The sequence below is a fragment of the Okeania sp. SIO2F5 genome (genome assembly GCF_010692685.1).
Classification (GTDB): domain Bacteria; phylum Cyanobacteriota; class Cyanobacteriia; order Cyanobacteriales; family Microcoleaceae; genus Okeania; species Okeania hirsuta.
Map to the genome: position 1 here is coordinate 1 of NZ_JAAHGU010000140.1, position 18,310 is coordinate 18,310.

18 protein-coding genes and 3 pseudogenes are annotated in these 18,310 nt (G+C 37.3%); 5 read left to right on the forward strand and 16 right to left on the reverse strand.

All coding sequences use genetic code 11. From position 1 onward, the window contains the following. Positions 1-246: 246 nt before the first annotated feature. The 9 genes and pseudogenes from F6K27_RS27340 to F6K27_RS27380 all read right to left on the reverse strand — a co-directional run bounded on the left by F6K27_RS27340 (position 247) and on the right by F6K27_RS27380 (position 6,107). A complete protein-coding gene (locus F6K27_RS27340) occupies positions 247-1,428 on the reverse strand; it encodes an NAD(P)/FAD-dependent oxidoreductase (RefSeq protein ID WP_287279232.1) in 1,182 nt (393 codons plus the stop codon). Positions 1,429-1,558: 130 nt separating this feature from the next. Then, complete coding sequence (locus F6K27_RS27345; protein ID WP_287279231.1) at positions 1,559-2,503, reverse strand: FAD-dependent monooxygenase; 945 nt, start codon at positions 2,501-2,503, stop codon at positions 1,559-1,561. Positions 2,504-2,518: 15 nt separating this feature from the next. Further along, entirely contained in the window at positions 2,519-2,752 is a 234-nt protein-coding gene (locus F6K27_RS27350; protein WP_287279230.1) for an NAD(P)/FAD-dependent oxidoreductase, read from the reverse strand. 32 nt (positions 2,753-2,784) lie between these two features. Beyond that, positions 2,785-3,981, reverse strand: coding sequence for an NAD(P)/FAD-dependent oxidoreductase (locus F6K27_RS27355; RefSeq protein ID WP_287279229.1), 1,197 nt, complete (start codon positions 3,979-3,981; stop codon positions 2,785-2,787). Positions 3,982-4,189: 208 nt separating this feature from the next. Then, a complete protein-coding gene (locus F6K27_RS27360; RefSeq protein WP_353736081.1) occupies positions 4,190-4,546 on the reverse strand; it encodes a DUF3226 domain-containing protein in 357 nt (118 codons plus the stop codon). A gap of 8 nt (positions 4,547-4,554) precedes the next feature. Further along, complete coding sequence (locus F6K27_RS27365; protein WP_287279227.1) at positions 4,555-4,791, reverse strand: DUF3226 domain-containing protein; 237 nt, start codon at positions 4,789-4,791, stop codon at positions 4,555-4,557. 170 nt (positions 4,792-4,961) lie between these two features. Further along, entirely contained in the window at positions 4,962-5,153 is a 192-nt protein-coding gene (locus F6K27_RS27370) for a hypothetical protein (protein ID WP_287279226.1), read from the reverse strand. A gap of 12 nt (positions 5,154-5,165) precedes the next feature. Next, positions 5,166-5,321, reverse strand: a pseudogene (locus tag F6K27_RS27375) (AAA family ATPase); the annotation flags it as partial. Positions 5,322-5,324: 3 nt separating this feature from the next. Then, positions 5,325-6,107: an AAA family ATPase gene (locus F6K27_RS27380; RefSeq protein ID WP_287279225.1), complete on the reverse strand. Its 783-nt coding sequence runs from the start codon at positions 6,105-6,107 to the stop codon at positions 5,325-5,327. Between the two features lie 217 nt (positions 6,108-6,324). On the opposite strand from F6K27_RS27380, the gene F6K27_RS27385 reads away from it, so the two are divergent. Continuing rightward, positions 6,325-6,834 (forward strand): hypothetical protein, encoded by a 510-nt coding sequence (locus F6K27_RS27385; protein WP_287279224.1) that lies wholly within the window; start codon positions 6,325-6,327, stop codon positions 6,832-6,834. A gap of 186 nt (positions 6,835-7,020) precedes the next feature. Here the strand turns inward: F6K27_RS27385 and F6K27_RS27390 are convergent, their stop codons facing one another. Continuing rightward, positions 7,021-8,160 carry a transposase gene (locus F6K27_RS27390; protein WP_287279223.1) on the reverse strand — a complete coding sequence of 380 codons (1,140 nt, stop codon included), beginning with the start codon at positions 8,158-8,160 and terminating at the stop codon, positions 7,021-7,023. Positions 8,161-8,788: 628 nt separating this feature from the next. Continuing rightward, entirely contained in the window at positions 8,789-10,576 is a 1,788-nt protein-coding gene (gene aspS / locus F6K27_RS27395; RefSeq protein WP_287279222.1) for an aspartate--tRNA ligase, read from the reverse strand. A gap of 66 nt (positions 10,577-10,642) precedes the next feature. On the opposite strand from aspS, the pseudogene F6K27_RS27400 reads away from it, so the two are divergent. The 3 genes and pseudogenes from F6K27_RS27400 to F6K27_RS27410 all read left to right on the forward strand — a co-directional run bounded on the left by F6K27_RS27400 (position 10,643) and on the right by F6K27_RS27410 (position 12,384). Continuing rightward, a pseudogene (locus F6K27_RS27400) lies at positions 10,643-11,972 on the forward strand (RNA-guided endonuclease InsQ/TnpB family protein). Positions 11,973-11,994: 22 nt separating this feature from the next. Next, positions 11,995-12,171, forward strand: a complete 177-nt coding sequence (locus tag F6K27_RS27405) for a hypothetical protein (protein WP_161564449.1) — start codon at positions 11,995-11,997, stop codon at positions 12,169-12,171. A gap of 15 nt (positions 12,172-12,186) precedes the next feature. Continuing rightward, complete coding sequence (locus tag F6K27_RS27410) at positions 12,187-12,384, forward strand: hypothetical protein (protein WP_287279221.1); 198 nt, start codon at positions 12,187-12,189, stop codon at positions 12,382-12,384. Between the two features lie 824 nt (positions 12,385-13,208). Here F6K27_RS27410 and F6K27_RS27415 read toward each other — a convergent pair. Beyond that, the gene (locus tag F6K27_RS27415; RefSeq protein ID WP_205127325.1) at positions 13,209-13,430 is read right to left on the reverse strand and encodes a hypothetical protein; all 222 of its coding nucleotides are present in this window, start codon (positions 13,428-13,430) and stop codon (positions 13,209-13,211) included. A gap of 747 nt (positions 13,431-14,177) precedes the next feature. Here F6K27_RS27415 and F6K27_RS27420 point away from each other — a divergent pair. Beyond that, positions 14,178-14,609, forward strand: coding sequence for an NUDIX hydrolase (locus tag F6K27_RS27420; protein WP_287279220.1), 432 nt, complete (start codon positions 14,178-14,180; stop codon positions 14,607-14,609). A 61-nt stretch (positions 14,610-14,670) separates the two neighbouring features. On the opposite strand, the gene F6K27_RS27425 is transcribed toward F6K27_RS27420, so the two are convergent. The 4 genes and pseudogenes from F6K27_RS27425 to F6K27_RS27440 all read right to left on the reverse strand — a co-directional run bounded on the left by F6K27_RS27425 (position 14,671) and on the right by F6K27_RS27440 (position 17,668). Continuing rightward, entirely contained in the window at positions 14,671-14,985 is a 315-nt protein-coding gene (locus F6K27_RS27425; protein WP_161564450.1) for a zinc ribbon domain-containing protein, read from the reverse strand. 222 nt (positions 14,986-15,207) lie between these two features. Then, a pseudogene (locus F6K27_RS27430) lies at positions 15,208-15,849 on the reverse strand (NYN domain-containing protein); the annotation flags it as partial. Between the two features lie 21 nt (positions 15,850-15,870). After that, the gene (locus F6K27_RS27435; RefSeq protein ID WP_287279219.1) at positions 15,871-16,119 is read right to left on the reverse strand and encodes a hypothetical protein; all 249 of its coding nucleotides are present in this window, start codon (positions 16,117-16,119) and stop codon (positions 15,871-15,873) included. A gap of 340 nt (positions 16,120-16,459) precedes the next feature. Continuing rightward, positions 16,460-17,668 (reverse strand): McrC family protein, encoded by a 1,209-nt coding sequence (locus tag F6K27_RS27440; RefSeq protein WP_287279218.1) that lies wholly within the window; start codon positions 17,666-17,668, stop codon positions 16,460-16,462. Positions 17,669-18,310 lie beyond the last annotated feature (642 nt).

The window sequence follows — 18,310 nt, forward strand, 5'->3', positions numbered from 1 at the left end:
ACTGCTCCATGGCCTCTGGAGTCAGCCAAAAAGTGAGACTCCCTCGCTGCTTTAAGGAGGCATCATACTCAGACCAGTTTTTGAGTCGATACAAGGACTTGGAGTTGGATTTAGACTTACTCTTACTCATATCTGCTGAGTGTAGTTTCGTGTACCATCTTGACTTCTTTATTTTTACCCTAAACATCATCTTTTGTGCAACAAAGCCATATTTACTGTAATTTTGTGCGATCGCCTCTCGACTGGCTAATATACCCTACAGGACGCTACCGCTAATGGATCGTATTTATAAAGCCAGTCTTCAAACTCCTCATTACTACTTAATGTCTCCTGAAGATATTTTTCGCTATCAGGTTCGTATGCTCGCCTCCCCGAAAAAGCACTACGAGCTTGAATAATCTGTGTGCGTTCTATGCGATTTCCATCATAGAGGGCTAAAGCTGCTTCAAGGTTAGGAGCTTTTGCCAGGTACTCCGAGAGTTCGTAGCCATCTTCAAAAGCTGTACTTGCTCCCTGTCCAATAGATGGACTCATGGGATGAGCAGCATCTCCCAAAAGTGTAACTCTCCCCTTGCTCCAACTGGACAATGGTTCTCTATCCCATATCGGTCGTTCTACAATGATTTCTGCATCTGTTGCTTCGATAATCTCAGGCACAGGAGATGCCCACTCACCAAATTCTTTGATAAGCCGAGATTTGACATCAGCAGCACTCCCTGAACCAGAATCATCTACACAAAGCATCGTTGCTCCCCAAAATATATATCCCTCACCCACATCCATCAGTGTGAAGTTCTTAGGTGCAGTTGTTATTACAGTCACTTCATTAGCACTAAGCAGTTCGTGACTATACTTGAGAAGACCACGCCAAGACATTCTACCTAGATAGCGAGGTTCGCCATCACCAATTAGTTTTTGTCTCACAGCAGATTTAACTCCATCTGCTCCTACTACTAGGTCTACCTCTACTGTTTTTTTGCCCTCAAATTCTACTGTCACACTGTTATGGTTTTGAGTGAAGCCAACGCAGCGATGATTCAGGTGAATTATCTCTGGTGGAAGTGCTGCTGCCAGAATTTCCTGTAATTTAGACCAGCGGATACTCAACAAAGGTTGTCCGTATTTTTCCATCATAGTGATTTTTGTTTGCTGAATTATCTCCCCAGTATTTTTCCGCAAGTTTATGACTTTGAGTATGCTGCCTGCTTGTTTCAATTGCTCTACTATACTAGGTTCTATCGTCTCTAGAGCTTTTAAACCGTTAGGATTGATGGATAAACCTGCGCCGACTGGACGCAAATCTCTAGCTTGCTCATAGACATGGGCATCAATACCTTGTTTTCTCAGAGCGTTCGCTGTTGCTAAACCACCAATACCTCCACCGATAATGGCGACTTTCTCTACAACCGGTCTGGAAGTTTCTCTCATTTTCCTTGTTTCCTTTTTTTTTTGGTATTTGTTATTATACTACTACTAGAGTTTTATAATAAACCGGGTTTATAGGAGACAGATGTAAGTATGGTGGAGCATTTAAGATCAACCCTGTTTCTATACTTTTTTACACCGATACTACCGGATTTAAGATCAGACGTGACTCTGATTTGGGATCATAATCATAGAACCAACGTTCAAACTCTTCAAAATTTTGCTGTGACTGTTTGTTTTGCTCCTGGATGCTTTGATAAGAAAGCTTCTCCATTTTCTCACTATAGTTTTGAATAACTGCTGTACGTTGGATACGACGCTTGTCATAGTTAGCAAGTGCAGTTTTTGAATCTGGGAAATTGTACAAACATTCAGCAAGTTCATAAGCGTCTTCAAAAGTAGTATTAGCTCCTTGACCTCCTCCCGGTGACATCCCATGAACGGCATCTCCCAATAACGTTACTCTACCATAACTCCATTGCTTCAATGGCAGTCGTTTGCAGATTGGTGCTTCTAAAATACTTTCAGGGTCTGTTTCTCCTATCATTTCTAGTATTGGTTTCATCCAATTAGAAAATTCTTTGAGAACCCGATACTTTATTTCAGAAGCACTGGGAGAGACAAAAGATTCTGGAAATAGTTTACCAGCAGACCAGTTCATTTTTCCTTCACCCAGAGGGTACAAAATCATTGCAGTTTGTTCTCCTCTAATTATTAGACCTTCATCCGGTAACAATAGTTCGTCTCTATAGTCAACAATAGCACGCCAACACATACTACCAGAATATGTAGGTTGCCCATCACCTATTAATATTTCTCTGACTCTAGAATTTATGCCATCAGCTCCAATGAGCAGGTCTACTTCGACAGTTTTTCCATTTTCAAATTGGGTGGTGACAGTATTTTCATTTTGCTCAAAACTGACGCAACGATGATTCAAGTGAATTACTTCTGATGGTAGTTCTGATGCTAGAATATGTTGTAAATGCCACCACCAAATAGCAAATGTTAGCTCTTTATCCTTTGAATTAATGGGAGTTTTAGTCGTCCAAACTGTTTCTCCAGTGCCTGTTTTCAAGGTTGTTCTCTGCACTTAAAAACCCAAACGTCTTAGTTTATCTACTAAACCAGGTTTAATGGCATCCAGACATCTCAAACCATTTGGTTTTAAAGATACACCTGCTCCCACTGGACGAAATCCCCTAGCGCGTTCATACACATGGGCATCAATACCTTTTTTTCTCAGAGCGATCGCTGTTGCTAGACCACCAGGACCTGCACCAATAATGGCAACTTTTTTCACAACAGGTTTGGAAGTTTCTCTCATTTTGCTTGTTTCCTTTTTGTTGGTATTTTTTGTTATAGTGCAACTGTTTCTTGCCAAAGTCTCAAACGTGACTCTGATTTTGGCTCATAATCATACACCCAATGTCGAAAGTCATCAAAACCCTGCTGTGACTGTTGATTTATTTGTTTAGTAGGTTGATAATAGCGTTTTTCACCCTCCGCACTGCGGGTTTGAATAATTGCTGTACGCTGGATGCGACGGTTATCGTAGTTGTTAAGAGCAGTTTGTAGGTCTGGGAAGTTGTACAAACACTCAGCAAGTTCATAAGCGTCTTCAAAAGTAGTATTAGCTCCTTGACCTGCTGCTGGTGTCATCGGATGAGCTGCATCTCCCAATAATGTCACCCTACCATGACTCCATTGCTTCAATGGTGGTCTGTCACATATCGGCCCTTCTAATATCCGTTCCGGATCTGTCTGTGCTATCAGTTCTCTTACTGGTTCCATCCAATTAGCAAATTCTCTAAGGACGCGAGACTTGACTTCAGCAAAAGTAGAAGAAAGTGTAGAGTCTGGCAATAACTTCCGCGCTAACCAACTCATATTTCCTTCTCCCACATTAAGCAGATAAACTATACTTTGTTCTCCTTTCATCAAGATGACTTCATTTAGTGGTAGTAACTCATCTTGATAATTGAGAACAGCTCGCCAAGACATACTACCCACATATCGAGGTTGACCGTCACCAATCAATGTTTGTCTTACTCTAGAATTTACCCCATCAGCTCCAATGAGCAAGTCTGCTTGGGCAGTTTTTCCGTTATCAAAATGAGTAATAACAGTGTTTTCATTTTGTTCAAAGCTAATGCAACGATGATTCAGATGAATGACTTCTGGTGGTAGATATGATGCTAAAATCTGTTGCAAACGCCACCACCAAATAATTAACAGTGGTTGCCCATATTTTTCCATCATGGTACTTTCGCTAGTCCTAATTGTTTCTCCAGTGCTTGTTTTCACAGTCACTCTTTTAACTTGACAACCTGAACGTTTTAGTATATCTACTATACCTGGTTGAATCACATCTAGACATCTCAAACCATTGGCCTGTAAACCTAAACCTGCCCCTACTGGACGTAATTCCTTGGCTCGCTCGTACACATGGGCATCAATACCTTTTTTTCTCAGAGCGATCGCTGTTGCTAGACCACCAGGCCCCGCTCCAATGATGGCTACTTTGTTTACAACAGGTTGGGAAGTTTCTCTCATTTTGCTTGTTTCCTTTTTCTTAGTATTTTTTATGATCATACTACTGTTTCTTTCCAAGGTTTAAGAGGTGACTCTGAATTTGGGAGCGTAATCATACAGCTAATTTTAAAAGTTTTCAAAACCTAATAGACATCTGGTAAAAATCAAAAATAAAATCAATTATTTCTCCCTGTTCTCTGTTTCTTCTTTTCTGGAAATGTCTAATATTTTAGTTAGTAGTATTAGTTAGCCCTAAAAGGTCTATTAAAAATATTTGGAGTTGTTTTAATGATTCTACTTTTTCAATGGTTTTGTTGCTGATCCAATCATTATCTGCGATGCTGGTTGTATTTGTTTTTCCAGGTTTTAAAACACTAACTACTGTAGCAATTAAGGCTTTTTTATCGTCAAAAGGTTTCCATTTCAGAGGTTTAGATTTTTTCTCTTCTTCAGAAAAGTTATCTAGGTATAATTTAGCTCTTTTCATATATTCTGGATAAGCTATTTCTCCACATTCACATAGTAAAGTATCTAAAACTCCTTTAGAAAGATTATCTGGTAATACATAAATACCTGTTCTAGGAATATTTTGATCTACACGCCTTGTTGATTAGGAAAATTAGGGAAGTAATCCTTAAGTATTTCACGATATTTTGCTACTACTGTTTCAGGAGTATTTTTATCAGCATCAACGATAATTCCAAATGCTGTTATATCGGTTTGATATTCAGGATGAATACAGAATGTATCATCTAAATTTTCAGCAAGATTACTACCTCCACCAACATAAATAGCCACAGATAAACTATTATTCTCTAGAATAGAAGGCATATTTAATCGCGTGTACAACTTTCCATTGTTCGGATAAGTAGGAATAAAATTTTTCCAGAAATGGTCTAAATTTGATTCATTTCCGTCAATTTATTCCAAACCTAAAAGTTTTAATAACTTGCTTACTAATGCTTGATCGTGATTACCTTCTACGGCAATAATTGCATATTTTACCATCTTACTTCCAGACCTAAATTTTCTCTAACTCTACCTAGTTTTGCTTGGTCAATTCTAACTGTTTTTGTTTGCATATCTTTTTGATATAAACTATATAAAACTAAGTCATTTGTTGACTCACTAGCAGCCAAGATTGCATCAACAGTTTCTAGACTATGGGTAGTAGCAAATAACTGTACATTCATTTTTCTACACCACTTAACTAACCAAGAAAATGAAGGAACTAATGCTTCTGTATGAATGGCGGTTTCTAGTTCATCAATTAGTAAAATACCGTTCTTTAATTTTGCTACAGTTAAAGCTATAAATAGTAACCGTCGAACACCATCACCAAAAGAACTTAGTGGAGTAATACCTCATGTGTTATGAATTACATAAAGGCGAGAAATTTTACCTGTAGGGTCGAGAATTTCTAAATCAATAATTTCTGAATCCATCATTGAAATTAACTCTACTACTTCTTGCTTAAAACCTTGAAAAGTTGCACCTGTTAAAAGTTTGATTTGCAACTGTTCTATCCTATGGGAAAAAGGAGTAACTGTATCAACTAATAACCAGCTTTTTCCAGGCTTCTTAAGAGTTAGTGGTTGATTTTCCCATATTTTTAACTGTATAGATGTAGATACTTGCTGATTTTCATCCCCAAGCTCAGGTATTGGCTCTAGTAGATTAGATGTTAGGTTTAAATCTACTCCACGTCTAATTTCATTATTATCAATATCTATTTCATCAATCTGGTTTTCTGGATCATATTCTTCATTACTATTTTCTGTAATACCCCAGACTCCTTCAAATTCTTGATAAGTTGCTTTTGACTCTACTAGACCAATTTTAGTACTACCAGAAACAAAAGTTTCTCCTTGATAAAAATCATCTGGATTATTTGCATTATTTTGAGGAAATAACCACTTAAGAGATTCTAATTTTGGTTTACGGGAAGATTTAATTTCTCTTCGCCAAGCAGTATTTATCCATTCCAAAGGATCTAAAGGATTGCAGTAGGTAGAAATCGCTTCTAAAACACTTGTTTTGCCTGAGTTATTAACACCGACTAATAAATTTATTTGACCTAAATCTTCCAATGTCAAATCTCGCAAACCACGGAAACGATGAATAGTTAAATTATCAATATTTCTCATAAATCTAAAAATATTTATCCTATCATTCCAACAATAAAAAACTGAGTAAGTTGGCCAACCTTAACCTAGTTCAATTCCCATCTGCCATTACTATGCAGAAGTCCCATATTTTTTTCTCAACAGTAGCAAATATAACATTATTATTTAGCTCAGTAAATAATATATATATAGATAGATATAATCTGATTATAGTAAAAACTATAGTGCTAGAGTAAAAATGACTATTATCACAACTAGAGAAGCAGCTTTCTTATTAGGTATCTGTTGTCAACGAGTGAGAGTCTTGCTTTCTCAAAAAAGAATTAAAGGTGCTTATAAACATAACGGATTTTGGCAAATTCCTCTTTATGGGAAAATGCCTGTGGTCATACCGGGCAAAAGAGGTCCGAAAGGTGTCTGGTGTCATCACAAACGAAAGAAGCCGACCATAGTTCATGTTAATCAACAAAAAATTAGAAAAAATGGAGATAGAATCAGACACGATCCTCTAATGACTCCCGACCAATTGATACCAGTAGTCTGCTTGAAACAGACAAATCGTAACGATTTTGGTTATCAGATGATTATTGAGGGTCCGTCTCGTATAGTTTATCGGCCTTACGAACCCTTGGATTGTGGAGCGCATTTGTGGATTGAGACATACGAGCCTGTGCAGTTTGTGGATACTCAGTTTAAACCTTTTGCAGCTAGACGGAGTTATAAAAATGTCAAACGTCAATATGGTTAAGTCGTTTAGTTGCAGTTGTTAGACTTCCGTTCTACTAAACTTACCCAAACTTACCCATACATGGTTGCATGAGCTTTGGAGCTAGTTTCCTGCTTTCCTACGGAATCCTGCGCAAACACTGAAGACCACTGACCGCAGTCTGCAAACTTATCTTCTCCACAGGCTTCAATTCGCTTGGAACTCAAGCTACTGATACGCATAGTTTTTCAGGTTGACAGCAGCGTTATAGTCTCTATCAGCTTGAAAACCACATTCACTACATTCATAAGTTCTCAAGTGTAACGGCATTTTCTGTTGAGGCCCACAGTTTGAACAGATTTGAGAACTTGGGTAAAATCTATCAGCTATAACTAATTCACTGCCGTACAATTCACATTTGTATGTAAGCTGACGTTTAAACTCATAAAATCCACAGTCTGCTATGGCACTTGCTAGTTTATGATCTCTTGGTGCGCTTTCCCTTGCGACTATCGTCGTCGCGGGGTCGCACCGCTTTTTGAGCATTCCACTTACGTTTAAATCTTCAATTACTATGGTGCTGTGGTTTTTAGCTAACCATGAAGTGAGTTTATGTAGTGTATCTGCTCTGATATCGGCTACTTTTTTGTGGACTTTTGCTAGTTTTTTTACTGCTTTGAGTCTATTTTTGGTTTGCGTAGCATTCCGCAGGAAACCAATAATTTTTTTGCTAACTGCACGTTGATGACGAACTAATTGTTTTTTAGCTTGCCTGTAGGCTTTGACATTGGCAAATTTACTGCCATCAGAACAGGTTGCTAATGTATTTATGCCTATGTCTACACCAATAGTTTCTCCAACTTTTTTTGTTGGCTCTGGTTCAAAGTTATACTTAAAACTGATGTACCAACTATCTGCTTTTTTTGAGATGGTGACGTTTTTTACTGGTACTGAAGGTAAGATTTCATAAGTTTTTACTACTCCTATTCTGGGTAATTGTATGTAGTTACCTTGAGTTATTTTAATACTACCTTCTAAATAAAAACTGTCTTTTCTGCCTTTTTTCTTAAAGACCGGGAATCCACGCTTCGGAATAGTTAGGAAGTTTTTAAATGCCTTTTCTAAATCTCTTAATGCTTGTTGTGGGGCACATTTAGATACCTCATAGTACCAAGGATTAATGGATTTTACTTCGGCTACTAAACGTTTATGCAGAGTAATTGCACTTGGGCGTTTCTTAGTTTCTTCGTACTCTTTTATGCAAGTTGCTAATCCCCAGTTATAGGCATGACGTGCAACTCCTGCGTGTTTGGCAAGTATTGTTTTTTGCTTATTGTTAAGTTTTAACTTAGTTTTAAAGGATTTCATGATTATTGTCTTTGTTGACACTCAAGGGCAGTTCTGCTGTTTTATATATACTTAATAAGTTAGAAATAAATCTAGTGTATCACAGTAAATGTCTAATTGTGTCGGGTTTTGTCCAATTATTTTAATACTGTTGATAGCCTTTTTCAGGAGAACTTGAAACTGTTGACTTATATCATGTTCGGATAATCAGTTATAAATAAAATTTAATGACTGACAGTATCGACAGTACCAAAGAAATAAAGAAATACTGAAATTCTCAATACCCCATCTCCAATATTTCCTCTTTTTCTCCAATATTTCCTCCTGACTCCTGACTCCTGACTCCTGACTCCTCACAACAGTTATTTATAAGTATTCAACCGTTAGCGTAGCTCCCCCGGAGGGGGAACATGATATTACAGGGCTTTTCAAATGGATGAACCACATCTTCACACATCAAACCCTCCAGGGATGTTCCATGGAACCTCCCTACTGTGGTCTACCCAAATGAAAACCGCTGTAAGATTATAGCGGTAGTCAAAAAGGTGATAATTTACAGAAAAGCTGAAACGCCAGAATGCTCATCAGCAAAATTGTGCCTTTCCGTTTGTCATGCTACGCAAACAGCTCTGGCTGCCTTTTGCTATAACTAAGACTTCGGTTTAGAAATCGAACTAACGTGCAACTCTTTCAATTGCTTTTTATCAACCTCAGACGGTGCATTTGTCAACAAACATTTAGCCTGCTGAGTCTTCGGAAATGCAATTACATCTCGAATTGACTCTTCACCAGCTAACAACATCACCAACCGGTCTAAACCATAAGCAATACCGCCATGAGGGGGAGTGCCATATTCAAAAGCTTCCAACAAAAAGCCAAATTTACTATCAGCTTCTTCATCAGATAAACCAATAGCCTCAAACACTTTCTCCTGTACATCCCGTTGATATATCCGCAGACTACCACCGCCGATTTCATAACCATTAAAAACTAAATCATAAGCCTGTGCTCGTGCAATTTTCAAGTCATTAATATCATCTGGGTGAGGTGCAGTAAATGGGTGATGTAAAGCTTCCAAACGTTTTTCATCCTCATTCCATTCAAACATAGGAAAATCTGTCACCCACAATAAACTAATTTTATCGCGGTCAATTAATCCCAATTCCTCACCTACCACTAACCGCAAACGATCTAAAGTTTTATTCACAGTACTTGCATCATCAGCAGCGAATAATAGCAAATGACCTGGTTTTGCACCCGTGCGTTGTAACAATTCCTGTTTTTGTTCGTCGGTGAGGTTATCTTTGATAGCTCCAATAGTGTCAATTTTACCACCCTCTTTGACGCGAATATAAGCCAAACCTTTAGCTCCTGCTTCACTCGCCTCTTTAAACAAATCGCCACCCGGTTTAATTCTCACATTGGAGATAGCGTCGTTACCTCCAGGAATAGGCAGCACTTTCACTATCCCACCAGCAGCAACCGCTCCAGAAAATACTTTGAAACCAGAATCTTTCACCAAGTCAGAGACATTTACCAACTCTAACCCAAACCGAACATCTGGTTTATCACTGCCGTAACGATCCATTGCTTCTGCATAAGTCAAGCGAGGGAATGGTAGAGGTAAATCTACACCTTTGACTTTCTCAAAAATATATCCCACCAACTTCTCATTTAATTGGATAATTTCCTCCTGAGACATGAAACTCATTTCCATATCTAACTGAGTAAATTCTGGCTGTCTATCCGCTCGCAAATCTTCATCTCGGAAACAACGGGCGATTTGATAATAACGGTCAAAACCGGAAACCATTAACATTTGTTTGAACAGTTGGGGAGACTGGGGTAGGGCAAACCACTCCCCTGCATGAACACGACTGGGAACCAGATAATCCCGCGCTCCTTCTGGAGTAGAGCGAGTGAGAATGGGAGTTTCGACTTCAATAAAATTTTGTTCGTCTTCCAGGAAACGACGGATCGCTTTGATAACTTCATGACGTAGTTGCAGATTTTTAGTCATACGCTCCCTTCTCAAATCTAAGTAGCGATATTTGAGTCGCAACTCTTCCCGGACAGATTCTGTTTCAGCAGTGGAAACTTGAAATGGTAATTGTTTCCCTAAACTATTCAACAGTTGAATATCATCAGCATAAATTTCAACTTCGCCAGTAGGAAGTTTAGGGTTGAGAGACTCTTCCGGGCGACGACTGACTCTACCTGTAATTTGCACAACATATTCATTGCGAATATCCCCAGCTATTTGATATGAGTCAGGAGTCCGCTCTGGGTCACTCACAATTTGGACAATCCCTGTGCGATCGCGCAAATCTAAAAAAATTACGCCCCCATGATCCCGACGACGGTCTACCCATCCACAGAGGTTTACAGTTTCTTCAATATTATTACTATTTAGTTGGCCGCAATAATAGGTTCGCATAATTATCTAAATTACAAATTTAGCTAAAAAATAAATTTTATCATTATATTACTGGGATGCCCGTAAATCACTAATAATTTTAGGTTAAATTCGGATTTAACAAAAGTCGAAAAAGCATACCAATTCAGGTTCTATCCAAACCCAGAGCCGGAAAATCTGCATAGGAGAACTTTGGGGTGCGTTCGACTAATCTACAACAAAGCTTTAGCGGTGAGAACTCAGGCGTGGTATGAACAACAAAGCCGCGAATAGGATATAAGGAAACTTCGGCCATGCTGACCAACTGGAAAAAGCAGGATGACTTAGGATTCCTCAGCGAAGTAAGTTGTGTGCCACTCCAACAAAGTCTCAGGCATTTACAAACAGCTTTTACGAACTTTTTTAGTGGACGGGCTAAAACCCTAACTTTAAGAAAAAGCGCAATGGTGGTAATTCTGAGTTCACAAAGTCCGCATTTAAGTGGAAAGATGGTCAAGTATATTTAGCTAAGTGTGCTGAACCATTGCCTATTAGATGGATGTAGACAACTACCACCAGGTTGTGTACCAAGCACAATTACCGTAAAACTTGACCCATCTGGTAGGTGGTCTGTATCTTTGAGAGTTAATGATACTAGAGATTTGAGCCTCAAGCCACTTAAAAAACAGATAGGCATTGACTTAGGAATTACCAGTCTATTAACGACCAGTGATGGAGAAAAATTTGCTAACCTAAAGAACCATTACAAGTTACACAAAAAATTAAGGTTAGCCCAAAAATCACTTTCTCGTAAAACAAAAGGCTCTAATAACTATCACAAAGCTAGAATAAAAGTAGCTAAGATACACGCAAAAATCAAAGATTCCAGGCTAGACTACACCCATAAACTGACAACCCAACTAATCAGAGAAAATCAAACTGTTGTAGTAGAGGATTTGGCAGTAAAAAACATGGTCAAAAAGGGGTGCGACCCCGCGAATACGCCAGCTCCCTTGCGGAACGCGCACCAAGAGACCATAAATTAGCCAGAGCTATTAGTGATTCTAACTGGGGAGAATTACTCAGGCAATTAGAGTATAAAGCTGAATGGTATGGACGGGAATTAATCAAAATTGACAGATATTTCCCTAGTTCGCGCGCGTTGCTCTAATTGTGGTGATGTAGTAGAGAAATTGCCTCTAAATATCAGGGAGTGGGATTGTCAGTCCTGTGGTACTCACCATGACCGCGATATTAACGCAAGTATAAATAGGGTTTGCTGATGGGAACCCGCGTCGGTGTCAGACGCAAGGGAACGCCCACCAAGAAGGCTGCGGGACTCGCAGTTTTAGTCTGTGGAGCGACTGTAAGACCCAAAGGGAGTAAACCCCGGAAGGCAGGTGCATTGAAGCAGAAAGCCCCTAAAGCGCGATCTTAGGGAATCCCGCGCTGTCACGCAAGTGCAGCGTCGGGAGGATGTCAATCAGGATGTCTACAAAAAAATCAGTGCTGTGGGGGAAGAATTACCAATTATCAAACGGGATGGTAGGGTAGTTGCTCAAGGATGGAAGGACCCACAATTTGCTGTAGTTCGTAATGAAGAGAAAGAAATTGGCGTTCGCGGAGCGTGGCGTTAGCCATATCGCTACTTATTGCCCTATAAAACTCCCAGTCCTCAAGAATCAAAAATTTCTATAGAATTACTGAAAGCTCACGATGTAATAGCAGATGAGTTTTCAGGAGTTATTGATACTATGATTCTCCAATATGAAAATGATATCAATATTGCCATGTTCCACTCTGATGAGGTGAATAGACTTGTCGCTTTAATAAATTTTCTAATTCTTTAAGAAATTTAAATAGTCGATTTCCTATCTATTCTTTTACTGAATACCAAACTAATTTAGGCGTTGGTAAATCACAGGATGAAATTTGTAGGGACAATTCCCCTGTGGTTGTCAATCATTAACCTGGGTAGGAACGAGGGCGCTACCCCAAAATATAAATCATCCTGTCAATTACCAATGCCCGATTTCCTATCTATTCTTTTACTGAATACCAAACTAATTTAATTACAGCGCTTTTCAGATTGATAAACCACATCGTCATAACCAAAACCCTGTAAGGGCGTTAGCGGCAGCTCTGCGGAGCGCAAATGGCATTCGCCCCTACTGTGGTCTACTGAAATGAAAACCGCTGTAAAAGTTGATTTATAAAGATAATCTAAAGAAAGTCTTGTCCAAGTATAACAGTACGCACTAAAGTTAGGACAGCTCTAAAACTTCAAAATCTTATAGGTAATAGTTTTTACCGAAGAATTAATAATTAAATAATTCACGCCTTGAAGCCTCCCCTTTCAAGGGGTAAAAAATAAATTTTTTCCTTGAGCGTCAATCCTCTCCCTAAAAGGGAGAGGTAATTATCCATTATCCATTATCCATTAATGAACATAGCTGTTTGCTGAGTGCTGTTTGCGGAGCATGACTTAGGAAATACTTATAGCTATAACATTCAGTGAAGCAATGATTGATGTCACTTTGATTCACCTAAGGTCAGGGGATTAGCTAATTTAAGATTTACTTTATAAACCAGATCTTAGCTTCAAAGAAAGGTTGGGAAAATTATTATGGCTAGTCAAAAGAGCAGGAAATTTGCTCAAGAAAAATCTCAAAAATCAGAGAGGAACGATAAATCCAGAAATAAATCGAATCAGTAAATCATGAAAAGATTCAGGCTCTGACTTGTGCCAATATTCATCAACTAAATTTTTTTCACTTTTTATAGCTTTGATTTTTACTTTTTTGTTTAAATGTTTCTTCGGTTTGATCTGCTGAGTTTTTTTTTGCTCAGTATGGATGAGAATATACTTTTGCTCAGTATAGATAAGAGTAGACATAGAAATACCTCCTTGACTTGAAAAAAAAGTCTTTTTCTTTTGTCATTAGGAGAAGAGAAATTTATTTCTATGTACCTAGCACTATTTTTTTTGTTGTTTTTTGTTAATGGCTTGAGTGCAAGGTATTAATTCCTCTTCTCTATACTTATCTACTATACCATTTGAATAAATATTTGCTATAAATTCCTGCTCCCTTTTCCCTATAAATCACAGCTTTGTAACATTTTTTCATCTAAATATCAAATTTCATGCATTTTTGCTAAATTTTTTTAAGAGCAGGGAGTAGGGAGTAGGAGCAATATATAAATAATTGCTAAAAACATTAACAGGACTTATGCAAAAGACGAAATTATACACCATTTTTAGGTGTGAACGGCCGTTAACTATATGTGATAGTTATGGGTAAGTCCCGATTAATTAACCATTATTACTTAATAACTGAAGTTTTCAATAAATATAACATTATTTTTAAGAATTTTTCTAATACTAATTAGACCATAAAAATCAAGTATATCACTAAGTTTTTAACATTATTAAGTGTCTAAGTAGGTGAGCATAAATAAACGTAATATTAGAGGGCGGATTTTTAGAACTCGATCGTGCTTAAGTCAAAGCTTTCGGTTAAACTCGCCCCTACAATTTTTTTAACGTTTAATTAGACATACCTACTTAATTTAAACATAAAGTTCCTTGGCAATTGGTATTTAGGCAGATAAAATTCAAAATGATTGTTTCTCAAAAATTAACATGGCATATCGCAACCCTACTCCGACCGTTGACATTATTATTGAATTAACTAATCGACCGGGGCGGCCTATTATACTGATCGAACGTCAAAACGAACCTTTTGGTTGGGCAGTTCCTGGTGGGTTTGTTGACTATGGAGAATCTGTCGAAACTGCAGCGCGACGAGAAGCAAAAGAAGAGACCAGTTTAGAAGTAGAATTAATCGAACAATTTTATGTTTATTCTGACCCCAGTCGCGACCCTCGTCAACACACTATGAGTGTTGTATTTATTGCCACTGCTACTGGAGAACCAAAAGCAGCCGATGATGCAAAAAATTTAGCTTTGTTTGAATCTTGGCAAATTCCCCAAGACCTCTGTTTTGACCACGACCGTATTCTCCGAGATTATTTACAGTATCGTCATTATGGTATTAGACCGAAAGTCAAGTGATATTATGAATGTTTACTTCCTGCTTCTTGCGGAACTGTCGGCAGAACTCCGTCCACAGGCATCAACGGTCAAGCCGACCGCATCTCTCGCTCTTTATACTTGGATTTAAGTCTCTGTCTATAGATATACCGCATTCAGAGCAATCAAAAGTTCTCAAGTTTAATGGCATATCCTGAATATGACTGCACCTACTGCAAGTCTTTGATGATGGAAAAAATCTATCTACTATTACTAGCTCACAATCATACCATTGACACTTATACTCAAGTTGTCGTCTAAACTCATAAAAACCTTGGTCTGCACCCACCCCTCTAGCTCCACTCCCGGGAGGGGATGGGGGTGGGTTATGGTTAGCTAAGATTCCAGATACATTCAAATTTTCGAGCGCAACACTGCCGTGGTTCTTGGCTAGGTAGGTTGTAAGTTTATGAAGTGCAACACATACGGATATTAGCTAAACGTTTATGTTGTTTGTTTCATCAGAGCGAAAGCTTCGACGTAAAATCGTTGGTTTATAACCATTATAGTCTGATTTTGCTTATTAAATTGTGTAAGTCCCACTATAGGATCAGCTTTCAAAAGTATTCGTATAATTAGTTTAATCCCACTTAATTTTTTTTCCATATTCCAGAGCGTAGTAAAGTTCTAATCTATCCTGATTATTCAAACTCATCTGAAAAGTAGAACCATCTTCTATCTTTCTAAAAAAGAGGATAAATTCACGATCTTTTTGAAATAACTTAACTTCGTAACCTTTAACTGTTCCCCGAGCGAGCAACTCAGCATTTTGAGGTTCAGAAACTTTGACTATACTGCCAAATTTCTTACCAATTTTAATATCTGATAGTGCCGTAAATTTTTCTAGACCTCGACCTAAAAGTGGAGTTTTATATGTTTCGATTTTAGGCATTGGATACTTATTTTTCAGTTCTGGAGACGACCATTTATAGTAATCAAAAAATGATAATGGGATGTAAGAATCAGCCGCATATTTCAGCTCTGATGAAGTTGAACGAACTTCAGAAGATACATATACAATCATTCCCATATTAACTAAACTTTCAACAAGTGGTTTAAAATCCTTATCTCCAGATAGTAAAACTGCTTTTGTCATATTGTTGCGAATAGCGTGATTCATCATATCTACTGTGAGGAAAATACCAGCTTCTTTTTGAGATTTTTTTGTCAAATTACCTAGCTTAACGTGATATTCTTCTAAAGAACGAATTTGATTAAAATAATCTTTTTGTTGAGATACACGTTATTCAAAATCTATTTTTTCCTCATACTTACGTTGAATCCGGTCTATATAGTCATAATAGAAAACTTTTCGAGCATCAAAAAAATTTTTGATGGCATTAAAATCAATATTAATATTCTCGTCTTCGACTTCATTTCCAAACCATTTAGCAGTGGAGTCTATATAACTTTTTCTGAGGTAACTTCCATCTATAAATAAATAAGTTACTTTTGAATATTGTAGTTCGGTAGGATTATGAGTATTTGACATTTTTGACAATAAATCTATATTTTTTAGTTTAACTTTATATTACATATATTGTAGCTATTTAATACCAATTCCCAAAACTAATGCTATACTTAGACGACACTTCAATTATTAAGTAATTAAAAAAGGCGGATGGAACCTTTTTGATAATTATTAGCTAGGAGCGTATTAATTATTCATATTTTTACTTCTCTGTAGGGACGTTGTATTCAACGTCCCTACCTCCGACCCTACTACCCTGCTTTGAAATAGATAAAGTTTTTGATGAATAGTATCACATACCCTTTAGCTAAAAAATCTCTTACTTAAGATTAACTTAACAAAATACTATAAGTGTCAAGCATCAATCAACATCTTTGATTAATTCTTCTAAAAAAGATTGACCAGCTTTTTCCAAATTAGAGTCAAGAGCAAATGTCAAACTACGCAATCTTACTTGACTTTCACCAACTAATTGATTGATGGAATTAGTTAATTTTTGAGGATAAACTAAAATAGCTTCGTGACATTTTTTATAAGTTGCATAGGCTACCACTTGATGAATATCATCTGGCGATGGTCTGGCATCTAACTTATATTTAGTATCAAGAATATAAACAACCTTACGAGTTTTTACTTCATAAATAACTAAATCGATTCGACAATAAATTTCATCATCAATAATATCTACTTTTTCTTGCTCTTGAACTCTTAAATTTGAGGGTAGATTAATTTTTAACCATTCAGCTACAAATTTTTCATAGAGTTTAGCCATATCTATTAAAAAAGGTAACATTGAGTAATTACCCTGCTGATGACTAGCTCCAATATTATCTAAAAAAAATCGACATAAAGCGTGTAAAGTTTGATAATCTTCGTTTAAACGATGATATTTTATGTTGACACAATCACTAGATTTAAAAGGCTGTAAATTTACTAAATTTTGCAAAATATGAAAAGCTTTTGCCACTGTTGGAGCAACATTTTCAGAACAGAAACCACTACGACCAATCATAAATAAAGTCCAAGCCAAAATTTGATTATCGGGAATATTAGCAGTATATTCTTGATAATCGCATTTCAACCTAACATCCCAGGGTTTTTGCATAACTTGCTGCATATTTAACCGCCCCCGAATATAAGTTAAATTTTCTGTTTTTGGCAGATAAGTGCGATAAAAACCTTTTCGACCCCGGTCTAATATTTTTTGAACCAGAATATTAACTAAACAGTTGTAAAATTCCTGTAGAGACTCAAAGTTAACTAAACCATCTAAGAAACGAAAACTTTTGAGATTGTAGACATATTCCAACATTCCAAATAGGTTATGAAGTGGTACTTTTGGTTTGAGAATGATGTGAAAATCTGGAATTATAGGAATATAACCAACCCATCCTTGAGATGTAAATTGCCATTTGTTCTTGGTTTTAGGAGTCGGAAATTCAACTTTAATATTTTTGCCTTTTTTGTCGTATTCTTGCCATAATTTAGTGGCAAGATAGTGGTCAATTTCATCTGGTGGAAACTGGCGAGGTTGATATTCAGTAAGTTCGATAATTTGTGGGGATTTCATATTGGAAAAAAACAACCATAACAAAGATTTTTTACAGGAAGAGATGTTTGGAGAAGTGTCTATCTAATTTAGGACTTATGCAAAGAAACCTGGTTTTTAGGATAAATCATTGTTTTTAACAATAAACATTGGCAAAAAAACCGGTTTCTGGGGTGGCCTGCGTAAGTCCTGTTATAGTAGAATTTGTATGAGAATTTAGCAAATATTGGTATGGGATTAATATAGTTAAAATTCACATCGTTAGCAGAGCTTTGCGTCAGCAATTTCTCTATACAATACTTGTAGATAATTATATCAGGACTTACGCAAATTATTAGACAAGACTCTAATCGTAGGGGGCGTTAGCGCAGCTTTGCGTTAGCAAATGCCATTCGCCCCTACAGATGGTGTATATTTTCTTATGTTGTGTAATTCCTGAATTATTAATTATTAATGGCTTTGTTGCACAAAAGATGATGTTTAGGGTAAAAATAAAGAAGTCAAGATGGTACACGAAACTACACTCAGCAGATATGAGTAAGAGTAAGTCTAAATCCAACTCCAAGTCCTTGTATCGACTCAAAAACTGGTCTGAGTATGATGCCTCCTTAAAGCAGCGAGGGAGTCTCACTTTTTGGCTGACTCCAGAGGCCATGGAGCAGT

What these genes read in the sequence shown, in the direction of transcription:
- F6K27_RS27355 (WP_287279229.1), bottom strand. Translation starts at nt 3,981, where the DNA reads ATGAGAGAAACTTCCCAACCTGTTGTAAACAAAGTAGCCATCATTGGA.
- F6K27_RS27380 (WP_287279225.1), bottom strand. Translation starts at nt 6,107, where the DNA reads ATGAGAAATATTGATAATTTAACTATTCATCGTTTCCGTGGTTTGCGA.
- F6K27_RS27340 (WP_287279232.1), bottom strand. Translation starts at nt 1,428, where the DNA reads ATGAGAGAAACTTCCAGACCGGTTGTAGAGAAAGTCGCCATTATCGGT.
- F6K27_RS27370 (WP_287279226.1), bottom strand. Translation starts at nt 5,153, where the DNA reads ATGAATGTACAGTTATTTGCTACTACCCATAGTCTAGAAACTGTTGAT.
- F6K27_RS27365 (WP_287279227.1), bottom strand. Translation starts at nt 4,791, where the DNA reads ATGCCTTCTATTCTAGAGAATAATAGTTTATCTGTGGCTATTTATGTT.
- F6K27_RS27390 (WP_287279223.1), bottom strand. Translation starts at nt 8,160, where the DNA reads ATGAAATCCTTTAAAACTAAGTTAAAACTTAACAATAAGCAAAAAACA.
- F6K27_RS27350 (WP_287279230.1), bottom strand. Translation starts at nt 2,752, where the DNA reads ATGAGAGAAACTTCCAAACCTGTTGTGAAAAAAGTTGCCATTATTGGT.
- aspS (WP_287279222.1), bottom strand. Translation starts at nt 10,576, where the DNA reads ATGCGAACCTATTATTGCGGCCAACTAAATAGTAATAATATTGAAGAA.
- F6K27_RS27435 (WP_287279219.1), bottom strand. Translation starts at nt 16,119, where the DNA reads ATGTCAAATACTCATAATCCTACCGAACTACAATATTCAAAAGTAACT.
- F6K27_RS27385 (WP_287279224.1), top strand. Translation starts at nt 6,325, where the DNA reads ATGACTATTATCACAACTAGAGAAGCAGCTTTCTTATTAGGTATCTGT.
- F6K27_RS27420 (WP_287279220.1), top strand. Translation starts at nt 14,178, where the DNA reads ATGGCATATCGCAACCCTACTCCGACCGTTGACATTATTATTGAATTA.
- F6K27_RS27440 (WP_287279218.1), bottom strand. Translation starts at nt 17,668, where the DNA reads ATGAAATCCCCACAAATTATCGAACTTACTGAATATCAACCTCGCCAG.
- F6K27_RS27415 (WP_205127325.1), bottom strand. Translation starts at nt 13,430, where the DNA reads ATGTCTACTCTTATCTATACTGAGCAAAAGTATATTCTCATCCATACT.